Origin of the sequence: Hartmannibacter diazotrophicus (genome assembly GCF_900231165.1) — a bacterium.
In the GTDB taxonomy this organism is placed as follows: domain Bacteria; phylum Pseudomonadota; class Alphaproteobacteria; order Rhizobiales; family Pleomorphomonadaceae; genus Hartmannibacter; species Hartmannibacter diazotrophicus.
The window spans coordinates 1,759,622-1,773,988 of record NZ_LT960614.1; the positions used below are offsets into that span (position 1 = coordinate 1,759,622).

Genomic DNA, 14,367 nt, shown 5'->3' on the forward strand with positions numbered 1-14,367 from the left:
GCAATCGAGATTCTCGAAGATTTGGAGAAACGGCGACGTCCGGCCCAGGATGCCTTGAAAGACTGGGGCCTTGGCCATCGCTTTGCCGGGTCGAAGGACCGCAATGCCATCGGCAATCTCGTCTTCGACGTGCTGCGGCGCCAGTCGTCGCTGAGTGCCATCATGGGCAGCGACACGGTGCGGGCGAGGGTGCTTGCGGCCTATGCGCTGACCTGGAACCGGGGTCTTGCCGGTCTTGACGCCGTGCTCGATCCGGACGACCGCCACGCGCCGCCGGCTCTTTCCCCGGACGAAAGGCGCGCGCTGGAGGCGCCAGCACTGCCGGGTGATGCGCCGGACCATGTGCGGGCCAATCTGCCCGAGTGGCTGATCGGTTCGTTCCGCCGCGCTCTTGACGACCGGCTCGTCGCCGAAGGTGAGGCGCTCGCCGCAAGGGCCGACGTGGACCTGCGCGTCAACACGACGAAGGCCGACCGCGCGGCGGTCCTCTCCGCACTGGGTCCGCTCGATGCCACGCCGACGCCGTGGTCGCCCATCGGTGTCCGCGTTCCTGTTGGCGAGGCCGATGCCAAGGCGCCGCATGTCGTCTCCGAATTCGCCTTCAAGCGCGGGGAATTCGAGGTTCAGGACGAAGGCAGCCAGTTGGCCTCGCTGATTGCCGCCGAAGGCGGGGCGACGAACGTTGTCGATCTTTGCGCCGGCGGCGGTGGCAAGTCCCTTGCGCTCGCGGCCCGTCTCGGCCCTTCGGTTCGAATTCACGCCTACGACAACGACAAGCGCCGTTTCGGCGACATCCTCGATCGCATCGCCCGTGCGGGCACCCAGACGATCGAGATCGTCGAGCCGCGCGGCCCCGATCCGCTGGCCCCGCTCGATGGAACCGCCGATCTCGTCGTCGTCGACGCACCATGCACCGGCACGGGAACCTGGCGCAGGCGCCCCGACGCCAAATGGCGGCTGGCACCCGGCGCGCTGGCGACGCGCCTGATGCAGCAGGACGAGGTGCTGGACCGCGCGGCCCGGCTGACCCGGCCGGGTGGGCGAATCTGCTACATCACCTGCTCGCTGTTGCCGGAAGAAAACGAGGACCGCCTCGACGCTTTTCTGAAGCGCCATCCCGCCTTTGCCGTCGAGGATACCGCGGCATTTTGGCAGCCGGTGACTGGAAAGCCGCTGCCGCCCCATGTCGGCCTTGCGGTGGGCAAGGGAACCGGCCTGCGCCTTTCGCCCTATCTGACCTCCACGGATGGCTTCTTCGTCTGCCTGCTGCGGCATCGTGGCTGAGGGCATCACGGCGAATTGAGTCCCCTTTGACGGGGCATTGCGTTCTCCTTGGTCAAAAGCCGATCGGGAGGACAGGCTCATGAACCGCCGACAAACCCTTTTCCTGGGCGCTCTTGCGCTGCTGGCTTTTGCCAGCCGGTCGCAGGCGCAGGACATGCTGAAATATCTCGACCTTGGCTCGTCCGACATGACCCAGTCGGACCTGACGAGAGCCGACGTCGAAGCCATGCTCAAGAAAGCGAAAGGCGGCAGTCCGCCGAGCTTTCGTGGCATGAAGCTCAATGGTCTGGACCTTTCCGGTCTCGATCTCAGCGGAGCCGATTTCACCGCCGCCAAGCTGAACGGCACACAGTTCGCGGAGGCCAATCTACGCGGCGCCAAGTTCGATCAGGCCTGGCTGCTGAAGGCCGATTTCTCGCAGGCCGACCTGCGCGAGGCCGAGTTTTTCCAGGCTCAGATGCAGGAGGCCAAGCTGGATGACGCCAATCTCGCCGGTGCCCGCGTTGCCAGCGACCTGACGAGGGCGAGATTGATCCGGGCCGACCTGTCGCACGTCGACTTCTCCGCCGACATGCGCAACCAGTCCATGGGCCTGATGCGCGGCGTGCTGTCCGGCGCCGACCTGACGGACGCCAAGCTCGTCGGCGCGAACATGGACCGCGCTCAGGCGGAATTCACCAATTTCACCGGCGCTGACTTCTCGGGTGCCAGCCTCGTGCGCATGGAGGCGAGCGGCGCCGACTTCAGCGGCGCCAACGTCGATGGGGCGGATTTCACCGGCACGGAACTGCAGTCGGCCAAGCTTGTCGATCTGAAGGGACAGCCGATGCATCTGGACAAGGCCGTCGGGCTCGATGCGGCAATCCGCAAGTAGGCCTCATCGCACGGAGGCTCTTGAGAGCCTTCCCGTGATGGCCGGCTTGCGAGCACACGGGAACGCACCCGCTAACCGCCCTTGATCCGTCCGTGGCCAGAACCGTCTCAGCCGCGCGAAAGAGGCGCGATGTCGATGGCTTCGGGCGGGAGATCCTTGCGCCAGCGGTCGACCATCGCGGTGAAAGCTGCCTCCAGATGAGCGGCAAACCGCAGCATGTCGAAAAGCGGCAGGTTCTGACGCCGTTGCAGGAGGTGGTCGCGCATCGGCCGGAGACGCTCGGCCGCCTTGACGAGCGAGACGACCTTCGCCTCGAACGCGGCATCGTCCGGGCAGATCAGATCGGGCAGGCCGACATTGACGAGCATGCTGGCCGTCACGCGCGAGGAAAAGGAGTTGCCGGACCGTGTCAGCACCGGCACGCCCATCCACAGCGCTTCGCAGCTCGCCGTTCGCGACCCATGCGGAAAGGTGTCGAGGCAAAGATCGGCGAGCGGCAGGCGGGCAAGATGCTTGGCCTCGTCGAGATAGGGCGAAATGATGATGCGGTTCGGATCGATGCCCTGATGTGCGAAGGCGGTCTTGATATTCTCGCTGACCTCCGCCGTCCTGTTGCGCAGCCAGAGCACGGAGCGTGGGGTCTGACTCAGGATGCTCGACCAGGTCGCAAGGGTCTCGGCGCCGACCTTGTTGGGATTGCCGAAGCATGCCAGCACGAAGGCATTGTCCGGCAGGCCGAATTCCGATCGCCGCGGCCGGATAGGCTCGATCCGGCGCCGCGTGTCGTGCACATAGTGGCAATAGGGCACGCGGACGAGATTTTCCGAGTGATAGGGCGTTGCGCCATCCGGCGTCGCGATCCGGTCGGCGATCAGGTAGTCGATGGCATCGCTGCCGCTGCTGCCGGGATAGCCGAGCCAGGACACCTGGATGGGAGCGGCCCTGAGGCCCATGTAGCCGATCCGCGATCCCTCCCGGTAGCCATCGAGATCGACAAGGATGTGAACGCCGTTGCGGGCGATCGTGTTGGCGAACTCGACGGCGCCCATGCCCTTGATCGACTGGTAGAGATCGACGCCCGACTTGAGGCGCTTGGCGACCGAGTTTTCAAGCTGCGGCGAATGGCAATAGGCGTGAATCGAAAACCGGCGACGATCGTGCAGCTCCAGTAACCCGGCAAGGCGCGGTGCCGTGTCGGGTTCGTGGAACCGGCCGGAGACATAGCCGATGACGATCTTGTCGTCGGGTTCGGGCGGCGGCGGCAGCATCGGCTTCGGCGAACGGGCGAAGATCTCGTTCGCACGAAAGGCGTTGCGGTCCCAGTAGCGCCTTGCGTGGTCCAGATGCTCCTGCGGATCGTCGGTCTCGTCGAGCAGCCATGAGGGCAGCGGCGGATGAACGCGCCGGTCGTAGGAGCGGAAGTCGTTGCGGCTGTCGAGTTCGGCGAGAATGTCGTGGCGGGCCAGCATCCGGGCGACATGACGGGCAAGGCACCACGCCGCGTAGTGCTGCGGGTCCATGTTGAGGCCGGCAAGCAGATGTTCGAGCGCGGCGGAGAGCTTTGCCGGATCCTCGGCGAGGATCGAGGCGAGCTCGAAGCGGACCTGGGCGCTGTCGGCGCCCTTGGAAAGCGCCTCCTCATAGAGCCGCAGGGCCTCTTCGGGCGAGCCGAGTTCGCGCGCAAGCGAGGCAAGCACGAGATAGCCGCGCGCGCCGCTCGCGTCGAGTTCGATCGCTCGGGCCGCGAGCCGGCCCGCCGCCTCCTTCTGGTCGAGCCGCATCGCGCAGGCGGCCGTGGCTGCAAGCGCCTGGGCATTCTCGCGGTCGAGGTTGACCGCCTCCCGGAAGTGCAGCAACGCCTCGGGCACATGGCCGGCCTCGACCAGCACGTTGCCGACGGTGATGTGAAGGCTCGCCTCTTTCGGGAAGACCTCGAGGGCTTCAAGGCCCGTGGCAAAGGCGGAATCGAAGTCCTCGGCCAGCATCAGCGTGCGAATGTGCAGCAGCCTTGTGGCGATATCCTCCGGCTTCAGCTTGACGGCTTGCTCGTAGAGGCCCGCCGCGTCGGCAAGATGCCCGAGATCGCCGAGGATGCCGGCGAGATAGACCATCGGGCCATGGGATCGCCCCTGGGAGACGAGATGCTCGCTGAGAAGTTCGGCCGCTTCCATCTTGCGCCCGTCTTGCGCGAGCACCCGCGCAAGACCCTCCACGTGTTTCGGCAGCGAGCCCTCGGTCTTGATCAGTTCGCGGTAGAGCTTTTCAGCTTCGTCCAGATAGCCGGCGAGGCGGCAGATCGTGGCCAGCCGTTCTTTCAGATGCTGGTGATCGGCGCTGGTGCGCAGCAACCGCCTGAGGATCGGAATCGCGTCACTGGTCTTGCCGGCGGATTGCAGCGCCTTGGCGAAATTGCCCGCGATTGTCGGGTCGTCAGCGCTTAGGGCATAGGCGCGCTGGAGATGCAGGAGGCCCGCCGCCTGGTCGCCGCGCTGGAAGAGGGCGACGCCGAGAAGCTGCATCACATGCGGATCGGCGGGCTTCAGAACGAGGAGGGCCCGGTAGGATTCAATCGCCTTTTCCAGTTCGCCCTCGCGATGCCGTGCCAGGGCATCGTCGAACGGGTCGGCCGGAAGGGCACTGAAAAATTCCTGCGGCATGGGCCATGGACCTCTTGGCGGGACCGGAAATCTGGTTCGTTGTTCTTCGACCTGTTTGGTCTGCCTGCAATGTCCACATCGCCGACATCTTCGGACCGGCCGCCCCCCGCAAGATGTCTCGGTCCGAATATCGCTCCCCATGCGATTCGCACCGTGGCACCAGATCAATTTTAGTTCGTGCTGGCAAAAGAAGAAAATGCTGTGGCGGCTGTCTCCACTGTATTCGTGCCCAGGCGATGCAGAAAAGAGGATCAGCCATGCGCTGAGCCTTTTCCCTTGATTTGCAGGAGGCTGTCACCTAACCACTCGTTTTTGGTAGCCTAGGAGTGACAGGCAGATGGACCACGACGGCATTCTCATCATCGATTTCGGTAGTCAGGTCACGCAGTTGATCGCCCGCCGCGTTCGCGAGGCCGGCGTTTATTCCGAGATTGTTCCGTTCCAGTCCGCAGGTCCCGCCTTCGAGCGCATGAAACCGAAGGCCGTGATCCTGTCCGGCAGCCCCGCGAGCACGTCCGACATCGGCTCGCCGCGTGCGCCGCAGGAGATCTTCGACGCCGGCATTCCGGTTCTCGGCATCTGCTACGGCGAGCACACGATGTGCGCCCAGCTCGGCGGCCATGTCGAGGCCGACCCGCACCGCGAATTCGGCCGCGCCTTCATCGAGATCGCCGAGGACTGCAAGCTCTTCGAGGGCATCTGGGCCAAGGGCACGCGCCACCAAGTGTGGATGAGCCACGGCGACCGCGTCACCGATCTTCCTCCGGGCTTCAAGGTCGTTGCGACCTCGCCGGGCGCGCCCTTCGCCGCCGTCGCGGACGAAAAGCGCAAGTTCTACGCCGTGCAGTTCCACCCCGAGGTCGTCCATACGCCGGACGGCGGCAAGCTGCTGGCGAACTTCGTCAGGAAGGTCGCCGGCTGCACGGGCGACTGGACCATGGCCGCCTACCGCGATCAGGCGATCGAGCAGATCCGCAAGCAGGTCGGCAAGGGCAAGGTCATCTGCGCCCTGTCGGGCGGCGTCGATTCCTCCGTGGCCGCGCTTCTGATCCACGAGGCCGTCGGCGACCAGCTGACCTGCATCCTCGTCGACCATGGCCTGATGCGCAAGAACGAGGCGCGCGACGTCTGCGCCATGTTCCGCGAGCATTACAATCTGCCGCTGATCCTCGTCGATGCCTCCGACCGCTTCATCTCGGAGCTTGAGGGTGAGGCGGATCCGGAAAAGAAGCGCAAGACCATCGGTCGCCTCTTCATCGAGATTTTCGAGGAAGAGGCCAAGAAGCTCGGCGGCGCCGACTTTCTGGCTCAGGGCACCCTCTATCCGGACGTCATCGAGAGCGTCTCCTTCTCCGGCGGTCCCTCGGTCACGATCAAGAGCCACCACAATGTCGGCGGCCTACCCGAGCGCATGAACATGCAGCTCGTCGAGCCGCTGCGCGAGCTCTTCAAGGACGAGGTGAGGGCGCTCGGCCACGAACTCGGCCTGCCCGACAGCTTCATCGGCCGCCATCCCTTCCCGGGGCCGGGCCTTGCGATCCGCTGCCCGGGCGGCGTCACCCGCGAGAAGCTTGAAGTCCTGCGCGAGGCGGATGCCATCTATCTGGAGGAAATCCGCAACGAGGGCCTTTACGACGCCATCTGGCAGGCCTTCGCCGTGCTGCTCCCGGTCCAGACCGTCGGCGTCATGGGCGACGGACGCACCTATGAGAACGTGCTGGCCCTGCGCGCCGTCACCTCGATCGACGGCATGACCGCCGACTTCTACCACTATGACATGACCTTCCTCGGCAAGGTCGCGACCCGCATCATCAACGAGGTCAAGGGCGTCAACCGCGTCGTCTACGACGTGACGTCGAAGCCCCCGGGCACGATCGAGTGGGAATGATTCAGGCCCATCCGAACGCCGCCGATTTTACGCTGAAATACGATCTAACCAACTGAAAACAAAACTAAATTCCTTCTATGCCTATCGACATCTATCGGTGGGCATAGATCGCGCTCGTCGGCCTTGCTGACGGGCCTCGCCCCCATTGATCAACCGGGAAAACGAAAGTACCGTCAGGTCAAACGAGGCCAATGACGGTACTTTTTTCGAGCTAATACGCTGAAATATAAGCGTTTTCGACGCCATCGGCCTCCAAAAACCGCGTGACGGTACTTTTCCGCAAGGAGGCCCGAAATGTTGACCGATGCAGCACTCAAGTGCTTGAAACCAAAAGCCAAAATGTACAAGGTATCCGATCGTGACGGCATGTATGTGCGCGTCGCGCCGTCGGGTGCCATCTCGTTCAGGCTCGACTATCGGCTGAACGGCAGACGGGAGACTGTCTATCTCGGTAGGTATGCCCGTGACGGGATATCGCTCGCCAGGGCTCGCGAGCTATGTATCGATGCGCGGCGGGCGATCGCCGAAGGGCGGTCCCCCGCCATCGAGAAGCAGCGGGAGAAGCGCCGGATCAAGGAGGCAAAGAGCTTCGGCGAATTCGGCGAAAAATGGCTGACCAACGCGACCATGGCCGACAGCACGCGCGCGATGCGTCGCTCCATCTTCGAGCGCGAACTCATGCCCGTCTGGCGGAATCGTCTCCTGACAGAGATTACACCTGATGACCTGCGCGCGCATTGCGGCAAGATCGTCGAACGGGGCGCCCCTGCCACCGCCATCCATGTGCGGGATATCCTGAAGCAGATTTACGGCTTCGCCATTCTGCATGGCGAGAAAGTCGCCAATCCAGCCGATGGCGTCGGTCCGGCCTCGATCGCCACCTTTACGCCGAAGGACCGCGCGCTTTCACCCGCCGAGATCCGCATCATGTTCAAACAGCTCGAGCATGTCGCGACGCTGCCGACAATCCGCCTCGGCATGAAGCTTTACCTCCTCACCATGGTCCGGAAGAGCGAGCTGCAGGATGCGGTATGGGACGAGATCGATTTCGACAACGCCGTCTGGACCATCCCGAAGGAGCGCATGAAGCGGTCGAAGCCGCACAACGTCTACCTGTGCCGGCAGACGTTGGACATCATGATCGCGCTCAAGACCTGCTCCGGCAACTCCCGATACTTGCTGCCATCTCGGTACGACGCGGACGCGCCCATGTCCCGCGCGACCTTCAACCGCATTACCTACGCCGTCGTCGAGCAGGCCAAGAAGGAGGGGCTGCCGCTGGAGCCTTTCACGGTCCATGATCTGCGCCGAACGGGCTCGACGCTGCTAAATGAGCTGGGCTTTAACAGCGACTGGATCGAAAAGTGCCTGGCGCACGAGGACGGGCGTTCATCGCGCGGCGTCTACAACAAGGCCGAGTATGAGGTGCAGCGCCGGCATATGATGCAGCAGTGGGCGGATACCGTGGACGCCTGGATCGATGGTCGGAAGCATGCCCCCACGCTTTTGCCGCAAGCTATGCCCTTGATGGAGCTTGATCCCGCTCTTTGACCGGGCGGGTTTTCCGCTTGGTGACGTCAGGGTGCTGTGCTCGACGGATCGGGGCAGCCCGCCGTGCCATCAGCCAGGCCTCGACCTCGGCCAGGTCCCAAACGATACAACGTGGCGAGAGCGCGAACCGACGGGGGAACTCGCCACGTTGCTCCATTTCATAAATCGTGCTGTCGGCCATCGGCACCATCTCGCGCAACTGGTGCCGCCGGATTGTTCTCCGAATTTGCGTAGTTTCGATCTTTGCCATGCTCAATCTCCTTCATTGCTGTGGCGATTGAGAACGATAGATGTCGATGCTGGAAGCCCCTCCAAACTGCCGTGCGGCAATTTCGGGCTATAGCGTACACATCGGCGGGTTTCCCTTGGCTAGGCGCAGCATAGGGGCGAGTAGCGGAGATAGACGAACTCAGAAGGTGCGAGACTCGCGACAAGGCGGAGGCCTGCGCAAGACACGACTCCCTTCAAAATCCGGTTCCGCAAGGAGTGTCGGTTCGATTCCGGCCACCCGCACCATCTCTTCCAGAGAATCCGGCGCCGTTGAGGGGAGCGTACGTCGACGTCGCCGCCGGCCTTCACGGCGACCGCAATTGAAAACTTCGAGTGTGCCCTCGACCTCAAAGGGCCGAGTGGTCCCTCACCGCTTCCTCAAGGCTTTCCTTCAGTCCAAGGAATCGGTCGTCCACGGCAGACGGGTTCTCGCGGTTGAGCGCGATCATCTGGGCACGGGCTTCGCCACCGCGAACAATGTCGAACGCGCCGCTCGCGATGCCGTCGAGGATGGCGGCGGCAACGGCGCCAGCAGACTCCAGGGAGAACCCGAGTTCGGGACCGGCGCGGTTCGACTTCATCATAGGCGTGTCAGTCCCGGCGGGATACGCGGTGAGCACATGGATACCTTCGCCTTTAAGCTCGCGCCGCAGCGCTTCGCCGAAGCGGGCGAGTCCGGCTTTGACTCCCGCGTAAGTCGCGTAGAACGGCGCGCCGACCAGAGCGAGACCGGACGAGATATTCACGACCATCGCGTCACCGCTCGATCTCAACGCTGGCAGTGCTGATCTTGTCAGTAGAATTGGCGCGACGAGGTCAACGTCGATCATGGCCTGAATATCAGCTTCCGAGGTGTTCTCCAGCCGGCCGGCCCTGACGCCACCGGCGTTATTGATCAGGATGTCGAGCCCGCCCAGAGCGGCTAGCGCTTGCTTCAGTGTAGCGGCACGCCCCTCTGCTGTCGCAACGTCGGCAACGATGCCATGTATCTCGGCGCCGTCAGCTTGGAGCGATCGGACAGCGGTCATGACCACCTGTGGGCGACGTCCGCTGACGGCCACCTTTGCGCCCTTGGCCAGGAAGGCTTGGGCGAGAGCGAGCCCGATACCGCTCGATCCGCCTGTGACCAGGACGCGTTTGCCAGTGATGTTCATGCGTTCGCTCCAATGGTTGTCGTGAGTGATGGTGTGGAAGTCGCTGGCGTCATGACGCTATTGCAGCGAATTGGCCGCTTGGTTTTCTGCGCCAAGCGGCCACCGAGAATTCAGCCCTGAGCGTTCATGCTGCGTGCGACTTCCGCCGCGCTGATGCCCTCCAGCGCCAGGCCATAGCCGGTGCCTTCTTCGACGAGGCGCCGCAGCCGCTGGGTCAGCGCGATCCGTGTGTAACGGGAAGTGAGTGGCGGCAGCGCGGCGATGCCGTCCGCGATCTCATGCGCGCGAGCAAGTAAACGATCCGCCGGCACAATCTCATTGACGACACCCCAGTCCTTGGCAGTCTCGGCGTCGAGCACCTGCCTGGTCAGGAGGAAGTAGCGGCCGCGGATCGATCCGATAACTTCCGGCCAGAGGATATGGACGCCGTCGCCGGGCACGATGCCGAACTCGAAGTGCGGCTTGTCCTGGAATACGGTCTCCGGCGTCGCCAAGACGATGTCCGTCAGCAGCGCATATTCACTGTGGAGCAGCACCGGGCCGTTGAGCGCGGCGATCATCGGCACCTCGATGTCGAGGATATTGCTGAGCACTTTGCGCCCTTCGCGCAGAATCTTGTCGTAGCCCTGGGGGGTGAAGAAATCGAAGCCTTCGGGGCTGATCGCATCCATGAAGGCGTCGCCCGATCCGGTCAGGATCACGACGCGGTTATCGCGATCCTCGCCAATCGCATGGAACAGGTCCACGAACTGTTCGTGGGCGTGGCCGTCGAAGACCAGCTTGCCGCCATCGGTATGCAAAGCGACTTCGAGTACGCCGTTGGGCTTGCGGGTCAGGCGGGCGTTGGGGAAGGAGTTACTGTAAGTGTCAAATTTGGCCATTGCTTGAATCCTAGCTGGAGCCGGCTCTGGGCCGGCTGAGGATCAAGTAGGCTATTCCGTCGAGTGACGGACGGCGTCACGTAGCGATAACGCTTATTCCCTTGGAGAATATCAGGGGTTATTCCCCTTCCGCCATCACCGCCTCCACGAAGAGCGCGAACGCACGAGCCTTGGCACTGGCCATTCGGCCGCTCGGGAACACCGCCCAAAGATCAATAGCCGGCAACTCCCAAGGACTCAGCACCTTTCTGATAGCGCCGGTCGCCAGTTCGGGCCCAAACATCCAGTCTGAGGCGATGGTCAGGCCCATATCGGCCAGGACGGCGGCGCGTAGTCCCTCTGCCGCGCTAACACGCACACGTCCATGAACCGCAACGGATATTTCTGTGCCGTCGCGTGTGAATGACCACACATTGGGGAGCTGACTGTATATTACGGTTTCATGTTCCGCGAGATCAGCAGGACTGCAAGGCTCACCCGATTTTTCGAGATACGCGGGCGTCGCGAGAACAGAGCGACCACCAGTTGCCAGCTTGCGAGCAACGGCTGTTGAATCCGTTAGGTCGCCCATTCGGAGCGACAGATCCACACCTTCGGCGACAAGGTCGATGATGCGGTCATCGAGGATGACATCGATACCCAGCTCTGGATGATCGGCAAGGAACCGTGGAAGTTGGGGCAGAATATGCAGCCGGGCGAAAGTTGTCGCCGCCGAAACACGGAGGCGTCCAGACAGTCCCGTGCCGGCGCCCCTGGCAGCGAGTTCAGCCTCATCGGCTTCTGCAATCGCGGCTCGGGCACGCTCATAGTAGCGCTGACCTGCCTCAGTTGGCGTGAGGCCGTGGGTGGAACGATTCAGCAGGCTGACCTGCAACCGGTTTTCAAGCTGCGCGATCGTCTTGGACACGGCGGGCTGACCAACATTGAGATGCCGGGCAGCAGCGGAAAAGGAGCCCGTCTCCACCACCCGTATGAAGGTTGCCATTGCCTGATATCGATCCATGCCATTCCTCTCTGGAATAGACATTATTACCTTAAGTGGCCTGCCATGTCGATGAGAAGAGAGCCATTCTACGATCACGCTTCGGATTAGCCGTGGCGAAGCGAGAGTTCGGACAATGATGGCATGGCCAATACGGGCGTCATCCGGGGCCGCCGTTCTGGACGGATTTCTCGCCTTTCAGATCAGCGGCAGTCTCTTCCGGCGCTCATAGCGCTTGCCACCCCAATTTTGCGCGGGTGGCCAAGGCTGTCCTTCAAGGGACAATGACCATGCTCGACGTTTATGCCTTCGCCACGCCCAACAGCATCAAGGTGCCGATCGCCCTGGAAGAGCTAGGGCTTGAATACACCCTCAACGGGGTCAACGTACGCAAGGGCGAGCAGAAGGCGTCCGACTTCATCGCCTTGAATCCGAACGCGAAGGTCCCGGTGCTGGTCGATCCCGATGCGGCAGGGGGGCGGCTAGTGCTGTCCGAGTCGGCGGCAATCTTGGTCTACCTCGCGGAGAAGACGGGCAGGCTGCTGCCCCCCGATGGAGCGCCCCGGGCGCGCGTGTTCGAGCAGCTCTTCTTTCACGCCTCGGGCCTGGGTCCGGCATTCGGCCAGGCTGGTTTCTTCCAGCGTCAGGCGACCGAGCCGCAGCCGCTCGCCCTCCAGCGCTTCTCGTCGGAGGCGAACCGGACGCTGGCGGTGTTGAACGGTGTGCTCGCCGATCGCCGTTTCGTCGCAGGAGACGATTTCACCATTGCCGACATCGCTCATTTTGGCTGGCTGTGGCGGCGTGAATTTGCCGGCGTGACGCTCGATGAAACGCCCCATGTCGCCCGCTGGTACGAGAACGTGGCGTCGCGCCCCGCCGTCCAGCGCGCAATCGGCCGCGTCAACGCCCTCGTCCCCCAAGCCTGACCTTTCCCGAGGGAGTTCACCATGTCCAAACTTTTTACGCCCCTGCGTGCGGGAGCGCTGTCGCTCGGCCATCGCGTTGTCATGGCCCCGCTCACTCGGATGCGTTCCGATTCCGGTGACCGGCCTAATGCGCTAATGCGCGAGTACTATGGGCAACGCACGTCTGAGGGCGGCCTCATCATCTCAGAAGCTACGCCGATCTCGCGTCAGGGCTATGGTTATGCTGGCGCCCCTGGCATCTATGACGATGCCCAGATCGAGGGCTGGCGTGCGATCACCGACGAAGTGCACGCGCGTGGCGGACAGATTATCATGCAACTCTGGCATGTCGGCCGCCAATCTCATCCAGACATCCAACCGAACGGTGAGGAGCCGGTTGCGCCCTCTGCCATCCAGGCGGACGGCTATGGCTATTCAGTGCATGGCGCCGTGCCCTTCTCAATGCCGCGAGCACTGGAGCGACATGAAATCCGGGAGATCGTTGCGCAGTTCGGCGCTGGCGCAGCCCGCGCCAGGGAGGCCGGTTTCGATGGTGTCGAAGTGCACGGGGCGAACGGCTATCTTCCCGACCAGTTCCTGCAGGACGGCACGAACAAGCGAACTGACGAGTATGGCGGCGCAATCGAGAACCGCGCCCGCTTCCTGCTGGAAGTGACACACGCCGCGATCGACGCTGTCGGGGCTGATCGGGTCGGCGTGCGGCTCAGCCCTAGCGGCACCTATGGCTCGATGTCAGACGGTGATCCGGAGGCGACCTTCGGTTATGCGGCGGCGAAACTCGATGAGATGGGCATTGCCTACCTTCATGTTGTCGAGCCGCGCATCAGGGGCACTGAGCTGATCGCGGAGGCCGAGCCTGTTGCTGCGAAACATCTACGTCCGATCTTCGGCGGAACGCTGATTGCGGCCGGCGGTTTCGACGGCCCAAGCGCAGAGGCGATCCTCGAAGCGGGCGATGCCGATGCCGTCGCGTTCGGCCGCGCCTTCATTTCCAATCCGGACTTAGCGGCACGACTGCGCGTGGGTCTGCCGCTTACCCCCTACGACCGCACGACGTTCTATGGCGGCGATGCGCGTGGCTACACCGATTATCCCTTCCACAGCCACGCAGCCTAATCCCTATTCCGGCGAGGAATGATGGATAGTCGCCGAAGCTATCTACATCGTTCCGTCGGAATGGCCCATCTCATTTGCATCCTGCCACCCCGAGGTGAAACGCCATGACCCTTCAAGCCAAACTCGACGCCTTCAAGGCCGATTTTCAGGCGGGCAAGCCGCCCTACAATGTCTCCCGCTCTGTGATCGAGACGATGCAGCGCGCCACCGCCGAGCTGATCGCTTCCGGGGCGGCCACCCGCGCCCTCAAGGCCTGCGACAGAGCGCCGGCCTTCACGCTCAACGATCCCGAAGGTAAGCCCGTGGCCTCCGGCGAGCTTCTCGCCAAGGGACCGCTTGTGCTGAGCTTCTATCGCGGCGTCTGGTGCCCCTACTGCAATATGGAGCTTCAGGCTCTTCAAGAGGCGCTTCCCGAATTTCAGAAGCTGGGCGCTAGCCTTGTGGCGATTTCACCGCAAACGGCGGCGAACAGCCGCAAGTCTATTCGCCAGAATGAACTTAGCTTCCCGATCCTGTCCGATACGCACAACGATGTTGCGGCCGCCTTTGGCCTGCGCTTCCAGATGCCCGACTATCTGATCGACCTCTATAAAACGCTCAAGAACGACCTGCCGGCCTTCAACGGCGACCCAAGTTGGACGCTGCCGATGCCGGCCCGCTACGTCATCGGCCAAGACGGCACAATCCTCTACGCCGAAGTCAACCCGGACTACACCCGCCGCCCAGAGCCTGAAGACATGCTGCCGGCGCTCCGTCGCGCCGCCAACGAAGTCGCCTGATTCTC

Annotated in this window: 12 protein-coding genes; 7 read left to right on the plus strand and 5 right to left on the minus strand. The window is 63.1% G+C overall.

Annotation, left to right across the window (positions count from 1 at the left end):
* Nucleotides 1-54: 54 nt before the first annotated feature.
* Nucleotides 55-1,284: an RsmB/NOP family class I SAM-dependent RNA methyltransferase gene (locus tag HDIA_RS08155; protein WP_245884204.1), complete on the plus strand. Its 1,230-nt coding sequence runs from the start codon at nt 55-57 to the stop codon at nt 1,282-1,284.
* Nucleotides 1,285-1,363: 79 nt separating this feature from the next.
* On the plus strand, nt 1,364-2,158 hold the full coding sequence (locus HDIA_RS08160) for a pentapeptide repeat-containing protein (protein WP_099555719.1): 795 nt from the start codon (nt 1,364-1,366) through the stop codon (nt 2,156-2,158).
* A gap of 107 nt (nt 2,159-2,265) precedes the next feature.
* Here the strand turns inward: HDIA_RS08160 and HDIA_RS08165 are convergent, their stop codons facing one another.
* On the minus strand, nt 2,266-4,815 hold the full coding sequence (locus tag HDIA_RS08165; protein ID WP_162292621.1) for a tetratricopeptide repeat protein: 2,550 nt from the start codon (nt 4,813-4,815) through the stop codon (nt 2,266-2,268).
* Between the two features lie 337 nt (nt 4,816-5,152).
* Between HDIA_RS08165 and guaA the strand changes: the two genes are divergently transcribed.
* Together guaA and HDIA_RS08175 are read left to right on the plus strand one after the other, a co-directional pair.
* The gene (guaA, locus tag HDIA_RS08170; RefSeq protein WP_099555721.1) at nt 5,153-6,703 is read left to right on the plus strand and encodes a glutamine-hydrolyzing GMP synthase; all 1,551 of its coding nucleotides are present in this window, start codon (nt 5,153-5,155) and stop codon (nt 6,701-6,703) included.
* Nucleotides 6,704-6,997: 294 nt separating this feature from the next.
* On the plus strand, nt 6,998-8,254 hold the full coding sequence (locus tag HDIA_RS08175) for a tyrosine-type recombinase/integrase (protein ID WP_099555722.1): 1,257 nt from the start codon (nt 6,998-7,000) through the stop codon (nt 8,252-8,254).
* Here HDIA_RS08175 and HDIA_RS08180 read toward each other — a convergent pair.
* From HDIA_RS08180 to HDIA_RS08195, 4 genes are all read right to left on the minus strand, one after another.
* Nucleotides 8,220-8,504 (minus strand): helix-turn-helix transcriptional regulator, encoded by a 285-nt coding sequence (locus HDIA_RS08180; RefSeq protein WP_099555723.1) that lies wholly within the window; start codon nt 8,502-8,504, stop codon nt 8,220-8,222. The two genes, HDIA_RS08175 and HDIA_RS08180, sit on opposite strands and share 35 nt — an antisense overlap.
* A gap of 367 nt (nt 8,505-8,871) precedes the next feature.
* Nucleotides 8,872-9,678 (minus strand): SDR family NAD(P)-dependent oxidoreductase, encoded by an 807-nt coding sequence (locus HDIA_RS08185; RefSeq protein WP_099555724.1) that lies wholly within the window; start codon nt 9,676-9,678, stop codon nt 8,872-8,874.
* 110 nt (nt 9,679-9,788) lie between these two features.
* Complete coding sequence (locus tag HDIA_RS08190) at nt 9,789-10,559, minus strand: enoyl-CoA hydratase/isomerase family protein (protein ID WP_099555725.1); 771 nt, start codon at nt 10,557-10,559, stop codon at nt 9,789-9,791.
* Nucleotides 10,560-10,677: 118 nt separating this feature from the next.
* Complete coding sequence (locus HDIA_RS08195) at nt 10,678-11,562, minus strand: LysR family transcriptional regulator (RefSeq protein WP_099555726.1); 885 nt, start codon at nt 11,560-11,562, stop codon at nt 10,678-10,680.
* A 269-nt stretch (nt 11,563-11,831) separates the two neighbouring features.
* Between HDIA_RS08195 and HDIA_RS08200 the strand changes: the two genes are divergently transcribed.
* The 3 genes from HDIA_RS08200 (at nt 11,832) to HDIA_RS08210 (ending at nt 14,362) form a co-directional block, all read left to right on the plus strand.
* Entirely contained in the window at nt 11,832-12,467 is a 636-nt protein-coding gene (locus HDIA_RS08200; RefSeq protein ID WP_099555727.1) for a glutathione S-transferase family protein, read from the plus strand.
* 21 nt (nt 12,468-12,488) lie between these two features.
* Entirely contained in the window at nt 12,489-13,583 is a 1,095-nt protein-coding gene (locus HDIA_RS08205) for an alkene reductase (RefSeq protein ID WP_099555728.1), read from the plus strand.
* 104 nt (nt 13,584-13,687) lie between these two features.
* Nucleotides 13,688-14,362, plus strand: a complete 675-nt coding sequence (locus HDIA_RS08210; RefSeq protein ID WP_099555729.1) for a peroxiredoxin-like family protein — start codon at nt 13,688-13,690, stop codon at nt 14,360-14,362.
* Nucleotides 14,363-14,367 lie beyond the last annotated feature (5 nt).